The sequence below is a fragment of the Pseudomonas spelaei genome (assembly GCF_009724245.1).
Lineage (GTDB): Bacteria > Pseudomonadota > Gammaproteobacteria > Pseudomonadales > Pseudomonadaceae > Aquipseudomonas > Aquipseudomonas spelaei.
Genome location: NZ_WNNK01000017.1, coordinates 133,512 through 148,998 on the forward strand (window position 1 = coordinate 133,512; position 15,487 = coordinate 148,998).

A 15,487-nucleotide genomic window follows, 5' to 3' on the forward strand; every position below is an offset into this window, starting at 1 on the left:
GCTTATCCGTGCAGCGTATCCAACCATTGGGCGCGGGTGATGCGGTACAAAACATGATGGCGCAACGGGTCATCCGCCGCGACCTTGGGGTGTTCAAAATCTGCCGACGGATCGTACTGCATACCGATGGCCTGCATGACTTTCTGTGACGGCAAATTGGTTTGGGTGGTGAAAGCGACGACGTCATTCAGCTTCAGTCGGTCGAAGCCACAGCGCAATGCGGTCCAGGCCGCCTCACTGGCGTAACCCAGGCCCCAATGCTCCTTGGCCAGGCGCCAGCCAATCTCCACCGCCGGGGTGAACTCGGCATCGAAGCTGACATTCAGCAACCCGGTCAGGCCGATAAACTCACCGCCGTCCTTGCGCTGCAAGGCCCACAGTCCAAAGCCGTACTCGGCAAAGTGACCCCGAATCCGTCCGATCAGCGCCGCGCTTTCCAGGCGACTCAGGGTGGCCGGAAAATAACGCATCACCTGCGGGTCGGCGCACATCCGGGCAAACTCCGGCAGATCGGCATCACTCCATTGGCGCAACACCAGGCGTGCGCTTTCCAATTCCTGTATCGGCTCCATTGATCCCCCTCCCCTGCCATGTGCGTAAGTGTACCGCGCTGTTAAGATCCGTCGCTGGTCCCCGTCAGAAATTGCCATGCCTTTGCCACTGATCTACCACGACGACTACAGTCCTGAGTTCCCGGCGGACCACCGCTTCCCCATGGATAAGTTCCGCCTGTTGCGCGATCACCTGGTGGACAGCGGCCTGACTCAGGACAGCCAACTGCTGCGCCCGGAACTGTGCCCGGCAGAGATTCTGGCCCTCGCCCATGAACCTGGGTATATCGAACGCTATATGAGTGGCGAGTTATCCCGCGAAGACCAACGGCGCCTTGGCTTGCCCTGGAGCGAAGCCCTGGCCCGACGTACCGTGCGCGCCGTCGGCGGCTCGCTGTTAGCCGCTGAACAGGCGCTGGAGCACGGCCTGGCCTGCCATCTGGCGGGTGGTACTCATCACGCCCACTACGACTATCCGGCAGGTTTCTGCATCTTTAATGACTTGGCGGTAATCAGTCATTACCTGCTTGAAAGCGGCCGGGTCGACCGAGTGCTGATCTTCGACTGTGACGTGCATCAGGGCGACGGCACCGCGCGCATCCTCGAACACACCCCGGACGCCATCACCGTATCCCTGCACTGCGAAAAGAATTTCCCAGCACGCAAGGCCCGCAGCGACTGGGATATTCCGCTTCCCATGGGCATGGGCGACGCCGATTACCTCAAGGTGGTAGACGATGCCCTCAACTACCTGCTGCCGCTGTATCAACCCGACCTGGTGCTGTACGACGCCGGCGTCGATGTGCACAAGGACGACGCCCTCGGCTATCTCAAGCTGACCGACCAAGGCGTCGCCGCCCGCGACGAAAGCGTGATGCGCCATTGCCTGGGCCGCGACATCCCGGTGATGGGCGTGATTGGCGGCGGCTACAGCAAGGACCGCCCCGCCCTCGCCCGCCGCCATGGCATTTTGCATCACAGTGCGCAGCGGGTATGGACGTCATCAGGTTGTCACTGAAGTGTGGGCGTTACCCACAATCGCTGTGGAACTGCCTGTGGATAACCTGAGTGAAACCCTCTGTAAGCTAGCAGGCACATAGCTTGTAGGAAGCTGTACGTTTTTTGATCAGGCAGTCTCGGCGTCCTCGGGTAGAATGCTCGGCCTACTTTGCCGAACCGCAGTCACTCTCATGCCTCAGACCCACGCCCAGTCTCATCACGTCATCATCATCGGCGGCGGCCCCGCCGGGCTGATGGCTGCCGAAGTGCTGAGCCAGGCCGGGGTCAAGGTCGATCTGTACGACGGCATGCCCTCGGTGGGCCGCAAGTTCCTGCTGGCGGGCGTGGGTGGGATGAACATTACCCATTCCGAAGCCTATCCGGCGTTTCTCTCGCGCTATGCCGAACGTGCGCCACAGATCGCGCCGTTGCTGCATCAGTTCGGTGCCGAGGCATTGTGCGAATGGATTCATGGGCTGGGGATTCAAACCTTTGTCGGCAGCTCCGGCCGAGTCTTTCCTACCGACATGAAAGCCGCCCCGCTACTTCGGGCCTGGCTCAAGCGCCTACGGGATCAGGGCGTAGTTATCCACACCCGTCATCGCTGGTTGGGCTGGAATGACGACGCCAGCCTGCTTATCCACAGCCCCGAGGGCGATAAAAGCCTACGCAGCGATGCGGTACTGCTGGCCCTGGGCGGCGGCAGTTGGTCGCGCTTGGGTTCCGATGGCGCCTGGCTCAAGCTACTGGAAGACAAAGGCGTCCCTTACGCGCCACTGCAACCGAGCAACTGCGGCTTCGAGGTGTCAGCCTGGAGCGAGCTGATGGTCAGCAAATTCGCCGGTGCCCCGTTGAAAAACGTTGCTATTGGCCTGGCGGATGACAAGCCGCGACTGGGTGAATGTGTGATCACCGCCACAGGGATTGAAGGCAGCCTGATCTACGCCCTGTCGGCACCGATTCGCGAGGCGATCAATCGGGAGGGAACGGCCACGGTGCATATCGACCTGCTACCGGGCAGGTCGTTGGACAAGGTCCAGGCCGCACTGGCCAAACCCCGCGGGTCGCGCTCGATGAGCAAGCACTTGCACAGTCAGTTGGGGTTGGATGGCGTGAAAGCCGCACTGTTGCGAGAGTTGGCACCCGCCGAGCACTTCAACGACCCGGCGCAGTTGGCCATCGATATCAAGGCACTGCCCCTGACGCTGGTAAAAGCCAGGCCCATGGACGAAGCCATCAGTACTGCGGGCGGTGTGCCGTTTGAAGCGCTGGATGAACGATTGATGGTCAAGCAATTGCCGGGCGTGTTCTGCGCGGGCGAGATGCTGGACTGGGAAGCGCCGACGGGCGGGTATCTGCTGACGGGGTGTTTTGCCAGCGGCCGGGCCGCCGGGCGGGGTGTGCTGGAGTGGCTGAACACACAAATCCCGGATTGAAACACACGCCAATGTGGGAGCTGGCTCGCCTGCGATGAGGCCATCGCAGGCACCTTGAAACTTACTTCTTCTTACGCGGCCCGGTATTAAACACCGGCACCTTGCGCACCGGCTTAAGCGAAGGCTCCGCCACCGACACTTCACCACTCTCCACCCACTTGCCCAGGTTGCGCTTGCCGCCACCCGAGGTCTTGGGTTTCTTCGGCTTCTTCGGCTTTTTCACCACCTGACCACTGGAGTCAGTGTCCGGCACCCGATGCTCCGGCTCGAAGTCCTGCTCCATATGCCGGGTCAACGTCTGACGGGTCAGCATCTCGATGGCCGACAACATGTTCACTTCATCGGCACACACCAGGGAAATCGCCTCACCGGTGTTGCCCGCACGACCGGTACGACCGATGCGGTGGATGTAGTCTTCAGCCACAATCGGCAGGTCAAAGTTGACCACCAGCGGCAAGTCTTCGATGTCCAGGCCACGGGCCGCCACGTCGGTGGCTACCAAAATCTGCACATCGCTGGACTTGAAGCGATCCAGCGCCCGCTGGCGGGTCGCTTGTGGCTTGTCACCATGAATACCGTCGGCGTTGATGCCCAGGCCCTGAAGTTTTTCCACCAGCGCATCCACGCCGTTGCGTGTCTTGGCGAACACCAGTACCTGCTTCCAGCGACCCTTGCGCATCAAGTGTACAAACAGTTCCGCCTTGCGCTTCTTGTCCACCGGCACCACCCATTGCTTGACGGTGTTGGCGGCGACGTTGCGCGGGCTGACTTCGACGATCAACGGGTCAATGAGCATCTGCCCGGCCAGCAGGCGGATCTCGTCGGAGAAGGTCGCGGAGAACAGCAGGGTCTGGCGCTTTTTCGGCAGCATGCGGTAAATGTTCGCCAGTTCTTCGGAGAAGCCCAGGTCGAGCATGCGATCGGCTTCATCCAGCACCAGGGTTTGCAGCTGATTGAGTTTCAGCGCGTTCTGACGGAACAGGTCGATCAGCCGGCCAGGCGTGGCGACCAGCACATCGACGCCTTTGCGCAGCTTCATCATCTGCGGGTTGATGCTCACGCCGCCATACACGGCGTACGTGGTCAGCGGCAGGTGTTGGGCGTACTCGGCGACGCTGGCGTGGACCTGCTCGGCGAGCTCGCGGGTCGGGCACAGGATCAGCGCGCGCACCGAGTTGGCGGTAACTTTCGGCCCTTCCATCGTCAGCAGTTGCAGCAGCGGCACGGCGAAACCGGCGGTCTTGCCAGTACCGGTCTGGGCTGCGGCCATCAGGTCGCGACCGGCCAGCACCGCCGGAATGGCTTGCGCCTGCACCGGCGTCGGGGTCTGGTAGCCGAGCGTCTCAAGGGCGCGCAGCAAGGGTTCGATCAGGCCAAGGGTGGCGAAAGTCATGGGATTACCGTAGAAAAAAGTCAGCGCAAGGTCGCAATGCGCCGCAGTTTACCCTAAATCCGGTTTGGGCTTGCGCCACTGTGGCAGGCTGATCAGCAGCACCGCGCTGATGATCACCAGCATCGCCAACGCTTCTTCCATACCAATGGTCTCGCCGACAAACACAATCCCCAGCAACACCGCCACTGCCGGGTTGACGTAGGCATAACTGGTGGCCGCCGCCGGACGCACGTGCTTGAGCAGGTACATATAGGCGTTGAAGGCGATGATGGAACCGAACACGGCCAGGTAAGCCAGGGCCAACCACCCTTCAACCGGTGGCATCGCGTCGAGGTGCTCGCCCTTGAGTGCGCTGCCCACCAATAACACCGCGCCGGCGATCAGCATTTCTGCCGCACTGGCCATGGCACCTTGGGGTAACGGCAAGTGCTTGCTCCACACCGAACCGAACGCCCAGGAAGCAGCGGCAAAAATCAGCAAGGCCGCGCCGAGCGGACTGGATTGCAAGTTGGAACCCATGTTCAGCATGGCGATCCCGATAATCCCCAGCAGCACCCCGGCCCACTCAAGACGGGTATTACGCGCGCCCCAGAAAAACCCACAGAGCAAGGTAAACAGCGGAACCGTCGCCACCGCCAACGCGGCGACGCCGGACGCCACACCGGTATGCTCCGCGACAGTGACCGCGCCATTACCAAACGTCAGCAGCAAGATGCCGATCTTGCCCGCGGCCTTCCACTGCACCCAGGTCGGCGCCGGAACCCCGCGCCAGCGCAGATAGCCATACATCAGTGCGCCCGCCGCGAGAAAACGAATCCCGCCCAACATCAACGGCGGCCAATACTCCACACCAATACGAATCACCAGGTAGGTAGACCCCCAGATCACATACAGCGCAAAAAAAGCGGCGATCAACGGTAAGGGAAAGCGGCGTGGGCCAGGCATGGGGCAGCTCTACGGCAGGACAAGGGAGGCTTATTCTAGAAAGGCAGCCTCGTAAACATAAGTTACAAAACCTGTTTAAAGCGCCAGTACACTTTTCAAAGCATGGTTATCAAGGCTATAACCCGTGCTTTCGAAAGCCACGCGTTCCCGGAGCCTTACCATGGACAGATACGACCGTATGCTCCTCAACGCACTGCTGGAAGATGGCCGTGCGTCCTACGCGCAACTGGCCCGCACCGTGAACCTGTCCGCCCCGGCCGTGGCCGAACGGGTTGCCAAACTGGAAGCCTGTGGCGTGATCACCGGTTATCAGGCCAAGGTCGACCTGTCCAGAATCGGCCTGCCGATCCAATGCGTGATCGAACTGCGCCTGACCAACCACGGCAACCAGAAGGTCTACGACGCCCTGAGCGAAATCCCCGAACTGACCGAATGCCATCGGGTCACGGGCGACCCGTGCGTGATCATGCAAGCAGCAGTGGGCTCGATGCCGGAACTGGAAAACCTGATTAATCGCGTGGCGAAGTTTGGCTTCAGCAAGACCTCGATCATTTTGTCGAGTGCGATAGAGCGGCGGGTGCCGTTGGGGCAGTTGGAAGGGAATGGCAAAAATGGGGGATGACGCACTCCCAAGCACTGGTCTTATGGCCAACGCTGACGCCCTTAATCAGCGCGCTGAATAATCAAGTCAACGATTTGCTTGATCGTGGTGATGCTATTCCAGTCTTCCTGCGTCGCGCGTAGCTTGAATGCTGACGCCCTTGCGTTTTAAGGGCAAGCCCTTTCAAGGTCTTTGAAAGCCAGCTGCATCGGGCTAGGAATGAAGAGCTAACCGACGAAGTGAGCCCTTGTGGGAGCTGTCGAGCCCCGGCGAGGCTGCGATAGCGGTGGGTCAGGCAACATTAACACTTGCTGTGCCGACGTCATCGCAGCCTCGCCGGGGCTCGAAAGCTCCCACATTTGGATCTTCGCGATGTTGAAGATGGCGTTCAGCTCAGACGTCTTAGAACCCGCGATGCTTCTTCAAATGGTCATTGATCTTCGCCGCCGGCACTTTCTGCAAGCTGCACAGCAAATCGTGTGACAGCTCCCGCAAGCCGTGGTTACGGCGCAGTTCCTGAGCCAGGTGGGCCGTCAGGTTGGCGGCCATTTCCGCATCGGCCATGGCCCGGTGAGCCTTGCCGGTGTGGGGCAGTTGGGCGAAGGCGGTCAAGGTGCCGAGCTTGTGGTTGGGCGCCGCCGGCATCAGGCGTCGGGCCAGCAGCAGCGAGCAAGCAAACTTTTGCAGGCGGGTACGACGGATCAAGCCCAATTCGAAGTCCCAGAACTTCTGGTCGAACGCTGCGTTGTGGGCCAGCAAGGGCGTGGTCCCGACAAACTCATTGACCTCATTCATCACCCGCTCCGCCGGCGGCGCTGTGCGCAGCATGGCGTTGCAGATGCCGGTCAGTTGTTCGATAAACCCCGGCACCCGCACGCCTGCGTTCATCAGGCTCTGGTAACGGTCCACGATCTGGCCCTGTTCCAGGATGACCACAGCGATTTCCGTGGCCCGGCAGCTGCTGCTCGGCGAGATGCCGGTGGTTTCAAAGTCGATGACCGCTATACGTTCCAAACCTGTTCCAACTCCGTCTAAAAAACTATTTGAGCAGCAGCGCGCCTTCAATCGGCACGTAGCGGCTGGCGGCGCGTATCAATGAGTTGGCCGTCAACCCCGGCACGCCGTAGGCCACGGCTTCGACGCCGTGTTTGTTGATGATGCGGTCCAGCAGCATGTCGAAATCACCGTCGCCGGACGCCAGCACCACTTCGTCGACATGGGCGGCGGCGTCCATGATATCGATGGTGATGCCCACGTCCCAGTCGCCCTTGGCCGAGCCATCACTGCGCTGGATGTAGGGTTTGAGCTTCACGGTAAAACCGAGGTTGCGCAGGATCTGCTGGAATTGCTGCTGCTTGCTGTCGCCACGGTCGATGGCATAGGCGTATGCCTCGACAATCTGCCCGCGCTGACTGATGTCAGCCCACAGGGCGGCGTAGTTGAAGTGGCAGCCATAAGCCTGGCGCACGGTGTAATAGAGGTTTTGGACATCGGCGAACACTGCAATTTTTTTCACCGTAAATCCTCATGGCACAGGCTGGGACCCCGGACTCAAGGGCCCGGAAAGGTTGCCAGTATGCCAGTCAGGAGGAAGTTTCCGAGAAAAATCAGCCCGGGGCGACGAAGCGCCCCGGATGAATGTGCATCAGACGAAGGAATCGTCGTCGCCAAAGGAAGAGGAGTCGTCGGAATAGTCGTTGTCGGCGAAGCTATCCGAGTTGCTGCCGAAGCTGTCATTACCGGCGAAACGCTGGTCATCATTGTTGTTGCCCCAGCCACTGTTGTCGCTCGCAGGTGCCGGCTCTTCGCGGATGATTTCTTCCACCACCTGCGGCTGTTGCTGGTTGTGGCTGAACAGACTGCTGATACCTTCTGCCAGCATCACACCACCGGCCACGCCTGCGGCGGTTTTCAGCGCACCGCCCAGAAAACCGCTACCGATCGGCGCCGCTGCCGGTTGTTGCGGCTGCTGGTAATTTTGCTGTGGCGCACCGAAATTCTGTTGCGGCGCCGGTTGGCTATTGAAACCCGGACGAGTCGGCTCGCGCCAGCCACCGCCTGAAGCCGCCTGCGCGCTCGCAGCAGGCTGCGGGTCACGGGAACCGCCGCCAAAGATGCTCGACAGGAACCCGCCACTGCTCGGTGCAGGTTGCGCCGTCTGGGCCTTGGCCTGTTGCAGTTCGTCCTGCAGTTGCTGAATCTGTTGTGCCTGCTGCTTGTTCTGCGCATCAAGGTTCTTGATCGCAGCCTCTTGCACCAGAATCGCCTGGGTCATGAAGTACCCGGCGGCCGGCTGGCGAGTGATGTGCTCCTTGATCCGCGCTTCGGCCTGGGCGTCGCGGGGGGCTGAGTCCGTTTCGGCTTGCTGCAACCGTGAAAACAGTCCATCGATCAGGGTTTGCTCTTCGCTGTTCATGGCGACCTCGTTAGATTGCCGGTAGAAATCTTCGCTCTGCCCAAAATAGACAGGGTACGTGCCCAGTAATGGGGCTGCCTTTCAAGGTTTCAATGGTCTTTACGCAAGGTTTACGTTTGCCGGTGATCGGTTAAAGTGTGCCCCTGCTTTTTCGGCCTGTGATGACCTTGATGAATCCGTTAGACGTACTGCGCGACTCGTTCTACTTTTTCAAGCGCAACCTGGGCGCCATCGTTCAGCTGTGCCTGCCGCTGGTGATTCTGGAGGCGCTGCTGCAACAAGTGCTCGATCATTCGCTTGGGCCCGATGCGTTCCCCGGCTATAGCGTGGTGGTGGGGTTGCTGGTGTATCCGCTGTACACGGGTGCGCTGATCCTGTTTCTCGATGCCCGCACCCGTGGTGAATCGCCGCGCGCCCAGGATGTGTTGGCCATGGCCGTGACCCTGTGGCCACGCTTTGCCCTGCTGACAGCCATCAGCACACTGCTGATCCTGCTGGGGTTGTCGCTGTATTTCCTGCCGGGGTTGTGGCTGATGGTCACCCTGGCCTTCGCCGAGTACCTGCTGGTATTGCGGGGCATGTCGGCGCTGTCGGCCATGAAGGAAAGCTTTCGCCTGACCCGTGGGCATTTCTGGCGGATTCTGGTGTGCCTGCTGTGTGTGATGACACCGCTATGGCTGCTCAAGGGCGCCACAGTGGCCGTCTATCCGGACCCGAATCCAGTGCTGGGCGTGCTGATCGACAGTGCGCAAAGCTTCCTGCAATTGTTTACCAGCGTGGTGCTGTTTCGCCTGTTCATGCTGATCGGTGGCGATGCTGACGTGCGGTGATATGCTCCATCCCTATCCTGGAATGCCATAAGCCGAGCCGATGACCCGTTTATTGCGCATCACCCTGTTGGGCCTGCTGATTCTCGCAGGCCTGCTGGCCACCCTGATCTACAGCCTGACCTGGCGCCCTGACGACAAGGAAACCCTGCCCATCCGCTGCGTCGCCCCCCGGGCCCCGACCCTGCTGCCGGGCCAGGCCATCAAGGTGATGACATGGAACGTGCAGTACCTGGCCGGCAAGAACTATGTGTTCTGGTACGACACCCCCGACGGCAGCGGCCCGGACGATCGCCCCACCGTCGAAGACATGGCCTTCAGCCTTGATGAAGTGGCCCGGATCATTCGCGACGAACAACCCGACATCCTGCTGCTGCAAGAGCTCGATGAAGGTGCCAAGCCCTCCCACTACCAGGACCAACTGGCATTGCTTCAGGAGCGCGTGGCCGATCTGTACCCCTGCAGTACTCAAGCCTTCGACTGGAAGGCCGACTTTGTCCCGGACCTGCACATCTTCGGCAGCGTCGGCCGCAAGCTGGTGACAATGAGTCGCTACCAGATCGAACACGCTGAGCGCCTGCAACTGCCCGTGGCCTCATCCAACCCGATCAGTCGCCAGTTCCAGACGAAACCGGCACTGCTGCTGACCTATCTGCCCCTGAGTGACGGCGGCCAACTGGCAGTCCTCAATACCCGACTGGATGGCGCCGCTCCCGGAAGCAACGCCGTGCTGGAACAGGTGCAGATGACCGGCAAGCTGTTGGATAAATTCGAGAGCCGTGGCACGCCATGGTTGATTGGCGGGGATTTCAATTTGCTCGCGCTGGGGCAATTCCTGCGCCTGGATGCGGGCAAGCGCGGGCAATATTCCCCCGACAGCGAGTTGCACCTGCTGTGGGACAAATACCCGATGATCCCGAGCAACAGCGAATCCAGCGGGGTGGACCGGGCCCAATGGCTGACGTACTTCCCCAATGACCCGACTGTCGACGGGCCGGATCGTACGCTGGACTATCTGTTCTACAGCCCACGGATCAAACGGGTCGAAGCCCAGGTGCGGCAGGCCGATACCCTGCGCGCCTCCAATCACTTGCCGGTGATTGCGCGGTTTCTGTTGCCGGCGGCGCAGTAGCGCGCCGCTGCGAATTACTTCCTGGGCTTGATCCGCGCCGTGGCCTCTGCCACCAACGGATCATCCGGCCAGTAATGCTTCGGATAGCGCCCCTTCAAATCCTTCTTCACCTCGGCATAGGTACTGCGCCAGAAGTTCGCCAGGTCCTGGGTCACCTGCACCGGTCGCCTTGCCGGCGACAACAGGTGCAACTTGACCACTTGCCGGCCACCGGCAATACGCGGGGTGTCGGCCAGGCCGAACAATTCCTGCAAGCGCACCGCCAGAATCGGCGGCTGCTCGCTGTAGTCCAGGCGCACCGATGAACCCGACGGCACCTTCAGGTGATGAGGCGCCAGTTCGTCCAGGCGTTGCGGCAACGGCCAGGGCAGCAGGTTATGCAGGAAACTGGACAGGTCGAGGTTGGCAAAATGACTCAGGCGCGAGACCTTGCCCAGATACGGCATCAACCAATGTTCAAGGCTGGCGAGCAAGGCACTGTCGCTGACATCCGGCCACTGACTGTCTTTACCGGCGTCCAGTTGGCGCAACAACATCACCCGCGCCTGCCACTGGCGCAATTCCGGGGTCCAGGGCAGCAACTCCAGCCCCTTGCGGCGTACCAGGTTGACCAGCGCCTGGCTGCGAGCGGCTTCATCGAGGCCCGTCAGAGGCTCTCGGCCGAGTACCAATTCGCCCACCTTGCGCTGGCGTTCCGCGCGCAGTACACCTTCGCGTTCATCCCAGTCCAGTTGATCGACCACGCGGACTTGTTCAGCCAACACCGAGTCAAACAGCGCAGGATCAAAATCTGCCGCCAGGTAGATCCGCTCTTCCCGTTGGCCCTGGCGACTGCCTAGATCGGCGATCACCAGCCATGGTTGTTTCATCAAACTGTCAGCCTCGGCAAATAGCGCCGCGCGACCATTGGCCAGACGATACTCGGCACCACCAGCGCGACGTTGTTGAGCAACGCGGTCGGGGTAAGCCAGGGCCAGCAAAGCACCCAGCCAGCGCGGGTGATCAGGGTCGGCAACCGCCTGCTCGGCTTTGCCCCGCAGATAGCCCCGGTATTGCCGAGCCAGTTGTTTGGCCCGCTGCACACCGCCTTGAGTCCCGCGCGCACGCTCTTCGCCCGACAACAACGCCAGGCGGCTGTGCAAATCCGCGCCGGCACCGCGCAAGATATCGCGCTCGCCCAACAGCGCAGCCACGTCACAAGCCATGCTCGCCAACCCCAGGTCCTGACCGCGCAGCAGCAAATGAGCGATACGCGGATGGGCCGGCAGCTCGGCCATCTTCTGACCATGCCTGGTTAACGCGCCTTCATCCAGCGCTCCCAGGCGCACCAGCAAATCCTGGGCCTGGGCATAGGCGGCTGTCGGCGGGACATCGAGCCACACCAGTTGGCCCGGCGTCACACCCCAGCGCGCCAGCTGCAGGGCCAACCCGGCCAGATCGGCCGCGAGGATTTCCGCACTGGCATACGCCGCCAGCGCTTCATGCTGATCCTCGGACCACAGCCGATAACACACGCCCGGCTCCAACCGCCCTGCCCGACCCGCACGCTGGGTGGCGCTGGCGCGAGAGATACGCTGGGTGTCGAGTCGGGTCATGCCGCTGCCGGGATCGAAACGCGGCACCCGCGCCAGCCCGGCATCGATCACCACCCGCACGCCGTTGATGGTCAAGCTGGTCTCGGCAATATTGGTCGCCAGCACCACTTTGCGTTTGCCCGCCGGCGCCGGATCGATAGCCGCCCGTTGCGCCGTCAGGTCCAATTCTCCATGCAGTGGGCACAGCAGCACATCGCCACGATCCCCCAAGGCGTCAGCCAATTGCTGATTGACCCGACGAATCTCCGCCTGGCCCGGCAGGAAGACCAACACGCTGCCGGACTCATCATTCAAGGCTTCAAGAATGGTCTGCACCAGCCGTGGCTCGATAAATTCACCGGGCTGGAACGGCCGCCCCCAGCGCATCTGCACCGGGTACATGCGGCCTTCGCTGCGCAGGATCGGCGCGTCGCCCAACAGGCCAGCCAGGCGTTCGCCTTCAAGTGTGGCCGACATCAGCAGGATCTTCAGCGGCTGCTCATCGCGAAACAGATCACGGCCATTGAGGCTCAGGGCCAGGGCCAGGTCGGCGTCCAGACTGCGTTCGTGGAATTCGTCGAAGATCAACAAGCCCACGCCGTCCAGCGCCGGGTCATCCTGCAAGCGTCGAGTGAGGATGCCTTCGGTGACCACTTCGATACGGGTGTTGGGGCCGACCTTGCTGTCCAGCCGAATGCGGTAGCCGACGGTTTCGCCAACCTTCTCGCCCAACTCACTGGCCAGGCGCTCGGCGGCCGCACGCGCGGCCAGACGCCGAGGCTCAAGCATCAGGATGGTTTGCCCGGCGAGCCAGGGTTCATTCAACAGCGCCAACGGCACTCGCGTGGTTTTACCGGCGCCGGGCGGTGCTTCAAGCACCGCTTCATGGCGTGTCGCCAAGGCTTCACGCAGGGCGGGTAAAACATCATCGATTGGCAACGAATTCATACTGGCTCCAAAGCAGAGCGGCGAGTATAACGGCGAACTGCCGGGTGTCGGTGGTGGTCTGAACAACCCATCAGGATCCGAGTGTGAACACGTTCAAAGGTGGGAGCTTGCCAGCTCCCACATTAGATCGGCTTCGCCTGGCAGATCTGACTTATAGTCACCCTTCAAGCGTGTTCAGGAGAGTTCCATGCGTATTGCTTCCCGTGTCATTGGCGGTGTTCTGGCCGTCACCCTGCTGAGCCAACTAACGGCCTGCGGCTCGATTTTCTACCCCGACCGCCGTGGCCAGATCGACGGCAAGATCGACCCGGCGATTGCCGTACTCGATGCGGTTGGCCTGTTGTTCTACGTGATTCCCGGCCTGATCGCCTTCGGTGTCGACTTCGCCACCGGCGCCATTTATTTCGAGCCCGGCAAGACCGCCCAAGTGGCCCCGGAAAAACTGCAACAAGCCATCGGTGTCGACGGCAAAGTTGACAACGCCAAGCTGCAAACCATCATCCAGAAGGAAACAGGTCACAACCTGCCGCTGGACGATCCCCGCATGATTCAGTTCAAGGGCAGCGTTCAACAGTTGGCCACCCTGGGCCTGCGACCCGCCGCGTGAAGGATTTGAGCACCTTATGACCAGCACTCCCGAACACGCCCGGCTGTTGCGCCTGGCCACCCGAGCGTCAGTCGGCGTGGCCTGTGTGCTGATTGTGACCAAGGCCATCGCCTGGTGGCTCAGCGGCTCGGTGAGCATGCTCGCCGGGCTCACCGACTCGCTGCTCGATGGCGTGACCTCGCTGCTCAATTTGCTGGCGGTGCATTACGCCCTGCGCCCGGCCGATGATGATCACCGTTATGGCCACGGCAAGGCGGAGTCGCTGTCGGGCATGGCGCAAGCGTTGTTCATCGCCGGCAGTGCGGTGCTGATCGCATTCCAGGCTTTCCAGCGCTTGCAGCATCCGGAGCCGGTGGGCGCGCCCTGGCTGAGCATCGGCGTAATCCTGCTGTCCCTGGCACTGACCGTGGCGTTGCTGATCCTGCAGCACCGGGTCATTCGTGAAACCGGGTCGAATGCGGTGCGCGCGGACTCACTGCACTACCGCTCGGACCTGATGCTCAACGGCAGCATCCTGATAGCGCTGATACTCGCCGGGTTTGGTTTTCATCAGGTAGACGCCTGGTTCGGCCTGGGGATCGCTGCCTACATCCTGTGGAGTGCGATCCAGATTGCCCGGGAAAGCTTTGCGGTACTGATGGACGAGGAACTGCCTCCCGAGGTTAGCCAACACATGCTGGAACTGGCTTGCGGCGTGCCCGGCGTGCTCGGTGCCCATGACTTGCGCACACGCATCTCCGGCAGCCACTGGTTTGTGCAACTGCACCTGGAGCTGCCGGGGGAATTGAGTCTGTCAGTGGCCCACGGCATCAGCGACCAGGCCGCCGACGCCATCCATCAAGCCTACCCGCGAGCCGAAGTGCTGGTGCACGCCGACCCGCAGGAAGTGGTCAAGGGCGCCAAGGCCTAGTACTGCACCTGATACCCGCGACTGCTCAGGCAGTTGCCTTGCGCCTGGCGGTAGGTTTGCACCACCGCCGGGTCGGGGGCGTAAGTGACGGTCCGTGGGTCGAAACCACTTTGTTGCACAGCCCAACGGTAGCAGTCATAGCCGTCTTGCTGCACTTGCGCCGGTGATTGGCCGTTGGCGGGATAGGCCACCACGTCATAACCATTACCTTGGGGCGCAGGCTGCGGTGCGGGGACAGCCGTCGGCGGCTCAACCACCACGTACTGCTGGGAAGTGGCCTCGTAGGTGTAATAGGCACCCGCGGCGAGGAAAAATAGCGCGCTGCCCACCCATACTTCCCGTGCGTAGTCCGGCAGGTAATGCACCCGGATTCCGTAAGGCGGCGCTACCACGACGTAGCGTGGGCCTTGAGGGCGGTACCAATAGCCGCCCGAGAAGAAATAATCCTGGCCACGATAGGGCACACGGTAGTTGCGGTCGGGGAAGCGGTCGACGATATAACCCGGACGATGTTGCGGGCCTGGGCCCCAGCCATTGCCATGCCCATCAGGGCGGCCTGGCCAGCGGTTGTCATTAGGGTGGCCGTTGTAACCGGGGCGCGAACCGGGGCCGCCTGCATCCCAATGCTGGTTGCCGTCGTTGCGTCGAGGAATGTCACGGTAGTTGCCGGGACGCGGTTCCTGGGTCTGGCGAACGGTGTCGGGGCGTCCCTGGATCGGCAGGTTATTGCCCGGTTGCGGCGCAGGTCGGCCCTGTTCATTGCCCTGAGGCCGGCCTTGCCACTGACCGCCGCCATTCTGCCCACCGTGCTCGAAATGCTGATTCTGCGGGCGTGGCTGATTATTTTCCGGACGTGGTTGATTGTTTTCCGGCCGGGGCTGGTTGTTTGCCGGGCGCGGCTGGTTGTTGCCTGGCCGCCCACCTTCTGGTCCCCGCTCATGTTGGCCACCGCCCTCAGCGCGTTGCCCGTTATCTCGTTCGTCGGCCATGACCTGCGTGCCAACGGTCACCATCAGCAAACCAACACCTGCCAAACGCCAGATGCGCTTCATGCTCTTCCTCACTACGGATTAGGGCCTATACATGAGACTGGAAAACAGGGGCCCGGTTCTGCAACAGGTTATCAGTCACGAGAACAATTTTCGCAG

The 15,487-nt window shown here is 61.5% G+C and carries 15 protein-coding genes and 1 pseudogene; 7 read left to right on the top strand and 9 right to left on the bottom strand.

All coding sequences use genetic code 11. The features are described from left to right. Positions 1-2: 2 nt before the first annotated feature. Positions 3-572: a GNAT family N-acetyltransferase gene (locus GNF76_RS19780; protein WP_155584801.1), complete on the bottom strand. Its 570-nt coding sequence runs from the start codon at positions 570-572 to the stop codon at positions 3-5. Between the two features lie 76 nt (positions 573-648). Between GNF76_RS19780 and GNF76_RS19785 the strand changes: the two genes are divergently transcribed. After that, positions 649-1,569: a histone deacetylase family protein gene (locus GNF76_RS19785; RefSeq protein ID WP_155584802.1), complete on the top strand. Its 921-nt coding sequence runs from the start codon at positions 649-651 to the stop codon at positions 1,567-1,569. A gap of 172 nt (positions 1,570-1,741) precedes the next feature. Next, on the top strand, positions 1,742-2,986 hold the full coding sequence (locus GNF76_RS19790; RefSeq protein ID WP_155584803.1) for a TIGR03862 family flavoprotein: 1,245 nt from the start codon (positions 1,742-1,744) through the stop codon (positions 2,984-2,986). Between the two features lie 61 nt (positions 2,987-3,047). On the opposite strand, the gene rhlE1 is transcribed toward GNF76_RS19790, so the two are convergent. Both rhlE1 and yedA read right to left on the bottom strand, forming a co-directional pair. Then, positions 3,048-4,379: an RNA helicase RhlE1 gene (rhlE1, locus tag GNF76_RS19795; protein ID WP_155584804.1), complete on the bottom strand. Its 1,332-nt coding sequence runs from the start codon at positions 4,377-4,379 to the stop codon at positions 3,048-3,050. Between the two features lie 48 nt (positions 4,380-4,427). Then, positions 4,428-5,324, bottom strand: a complete 897-nt coding sequence (yedA, locus tag GNF76_RS19800) for a drug/metabolite exporter YedA (protein WP_155584805.1) — start codon at positions 5,322-5,324, stop codon at positions 4,428-4,430. A 160-nt stretch (positions 5,325-5,484) separates the two neighbouring features. On the opposite strand from yedA, the gene GNF76_RS19805 reads away from it, so the two are divergent. Further along, entirely contained in the window at positions 5,485-5,946 is a 462-nt protein-coding gene (locus tag GNF76_RS19805; protein ID WP_155584806.1) for an Lrp/AsnC family transcriptional regulator, read from the top strand. Between the two features lie 41 nt (positions 5,947-5,987). Here the strand turns inward: GNF76_RS19805 and GNF76_RS29625 are convergent. The 4 genes and pseudogenes from GNF76_RS29625 to GNF76_RS19820 all read right to left on the bottom strand — a co-directional run. Then, positions 5,988-6,074: pseudogene (locus tag GNF76_RS29625) on the bottom strand (acyl carrier protein); the annotation flags it as partial. A gap of 253 nt (positions 6,075-6,327) precedes the next feature. Further along, positions 6,328-6,939, bottom strand: a complete 612-nt coding sequence (locus GNF76_RS19810) for a 3'-5' exonuclease (protein ID WP_155584807.1) — start codon at positions 6,937-6,939, stop codon at positions 6,328-6,330. Between the two features lie 25 nt (positions 6,940-6,964). Further along, a complete protein-coding gene (locus GNF76_RS19815; RefSeq protein WP_017476223.1) occupies positions 6,965-7,441 on the bottom strand; it encodes an NYN domain-containing protein in 477 nt (158 codons plus the stop codon). 129 nt (positions 7,442-7,570) lie between these two features. Continuing rightward, entirely contained in the window at positions 7,571-8,341 is a 771-nt protein-coding gene (locus tag GNF76_RS19820; RefSeq protein WP_155584808.1) for a DUF2076 domain-containing protein, read from the bottom strand. A 170-nt stretch (positions 8,342-8,511) separates the two neighbouring features. Here GNF76_RS19820 and GNF76_RS19825 point away from each other — a divergent pair, with 170 nt between their 5' ends. Both GNF76_RS19825 and GNF76_RS19830 read left to right on the top strand, forming a co-directional pair. After that, on the top strand, positions 8,512-9,171 hold the full coding sequence (locus GNF76_RS19825; protein ID WP_155584809.1) for a YciC family protein: 660 nt from the start codon (positions 8,512-8,514) through the stop codon (positions 9,169-9,171). A 40-nt stretch (positions 9,172-9,211) separates the two neighbouring features. Beyond that, complete coding sequence (locus GNF76_RS19830; protein ID WP_155584810.1) at positions 9,212-10,300, top strand: endonuclease/exonuclease/phosphatase family protein; 1,089 nt, start codon at positions 9,212-9,214, stop codon at positions 10,298-10,300. Positions 10,301-10,314: 14 nt separating this feature from the next. Here the strand turns inward: GNF76_RS19830 and hrpB are convergent, their stop codons facing one another. After that, positions 10,315-12,822 carry an ATP-dependent helicase HrpB gene (gene hrpB, locus GNF76_RS19835; RefSeq protein ID WP_155584811.1) on the bottom strand — a complete coding sequence of 836 codons (2,508 nt, stop codon included), beginning with the start codon at positions 12,820-12,822 and terminating at the stop codon, positions 10,315-10,317. A gap of 187 nt (positions 12,823-13,009) precedes the next feature. Here hrpB and GNF76_RS19840 point away from each other — a divergent pair, with 187 nt between their 5' ends. Then, positions 13,010-13,429 carry a polyribonucleotide nucleotidyltransferase gene (locus GNF76_RS19840; protein WP_155584812.1) on the top strand — a complete coding sequence of 140 codons (420 nt, stop codon included), beginning with the start codon at positions 13,010-13,012 and terminating at the stop codon, positions 13,427-13,429. A 16-nt stretch (positions 13,430-13,445) separates the two neighbouring features. Then, complete coding sequence (locus tag GNF76_RS19845) at positions 13,446-14,339, top strand: cation diffusion facilitator family transporter (protein WP_155584813.1); 894 nt, start codon at positions 13,446-13,448, stop codon at positions 14,337-14,339. Here the strand turns inward: GNF76_RS19845 and GNF76_RS19850 are convergent. Further along, the gene (locus GNF76_RS19850; RefSeq protein ID WP_155584814.1) at positions 14,336-15,391 is read right to left on the bottom strand and encodes a DUF6515 family protein; all 1,056 of its coding nucleotides are present in this window, start codon (positions 15,389-15,391) and stop codon (positions 14,336-14,338) included. The genes GNF76_RS19845 and GNF76_RS19850 overlap by 4 nt on opposite strands. Between the last annotated feature and the right edge of the window lie 96 nt (positions 15,392-15,487).

Excerpts from the sequence above, each read along its gene's own strand:
- GNF76_RS19780 (WP_155584801.1), bottom strand. The coding sequence starts at position 572 with ATGGAGCCGATACAGGAATTGGAAAGCGCACGCCTGGTGTTGCGCCAA.
- GNF76_RS19785 (WP_155584802.1), top strand. The coding sequence starts at position 649 with ATGCCTTTGCCACTGATCTACCACGACGACTACAGTCCTGAGTTCCCG.
- GNF76_RS19790 (WP_155584803.1), top strand. The coding sequence starts at position 1,742 with ATGCCTCAGACCCACGCCCAGTCTCATCACGTCATCATCATCGGCGGC.
- rhlE1 (WP_155584804.1), bottom strand. The coding sequence starts at position 4,379 with ATGACTTTCGCCACCCTTGGCCTGATCGAACCCTTGCTGCGCGCCCTT.
- yedA (WP_155584805.1), bottom strand. The coding sequence starts at position 5,324 with ATGCCTGGCCCACGCCGCTTTCCCTTACCGTTGATCGCCGCTTTTTTT.
- GNF76_RS19805 (WP_155584806.1), top strand. The coding sequence starts at position 5,485 with ATGGACAGATACGACCGTATGCTCCTCAACGCACTGCTGGAAGATGGC.
- GNF76_RS19820 (WP_155584808.1), bottom strand. The coding sequence starts at position 8,341 with ATGAACAGCGAAGAGCAAACCCTGATCGATGGACTGTTTTCACGGTTG.
- GNF76_RS19825 (WP_155584809.1), top strand. The coding sequence starts at position 8,512 with ATGAATCCGTTAGACGTACTGCGCGACTCGTTCTACTTTTTCAAGCGC.
- GNF76_RS19830 (WP_155584810.1), top strand. The coding sequence starts at position 9,212 with ATGACCCGTTTATTGCGCATCACCCTGTTGGGCCTGCTGATTCTCGCA.
- hrpB (WP_155584811.1), bottom strand. The coding sequence starts at position 12,822 with ATGAATTCGTTGCCAATCGATGATGTTTTACCCGCCCTGCGTGAAGCC.
- GNF76_RS19840 (WP_155584812.1), top strand. The coding sequence starts at position 13,010 with ATGCGTATTGCTTCCCGTGTCATTGGCGGTGTTCTGGCCGTCACCCTG.
- GNF76_RS19845 (WP_155584813.1), top strand. The coding sequence starts at position 13,446 with ATGACCAGCACTCCCGAACACGCCCGGCTGTTGCGCCTGGCCACCCGA.
- GNF76_RS19850 (WP_155584814.1), bottom strand. The coding sequence starts at position 15,391 with ATGAAGCGCATCTGGCGTTTGGCAGGTGTTGGTTTGCTGATGGTGACC.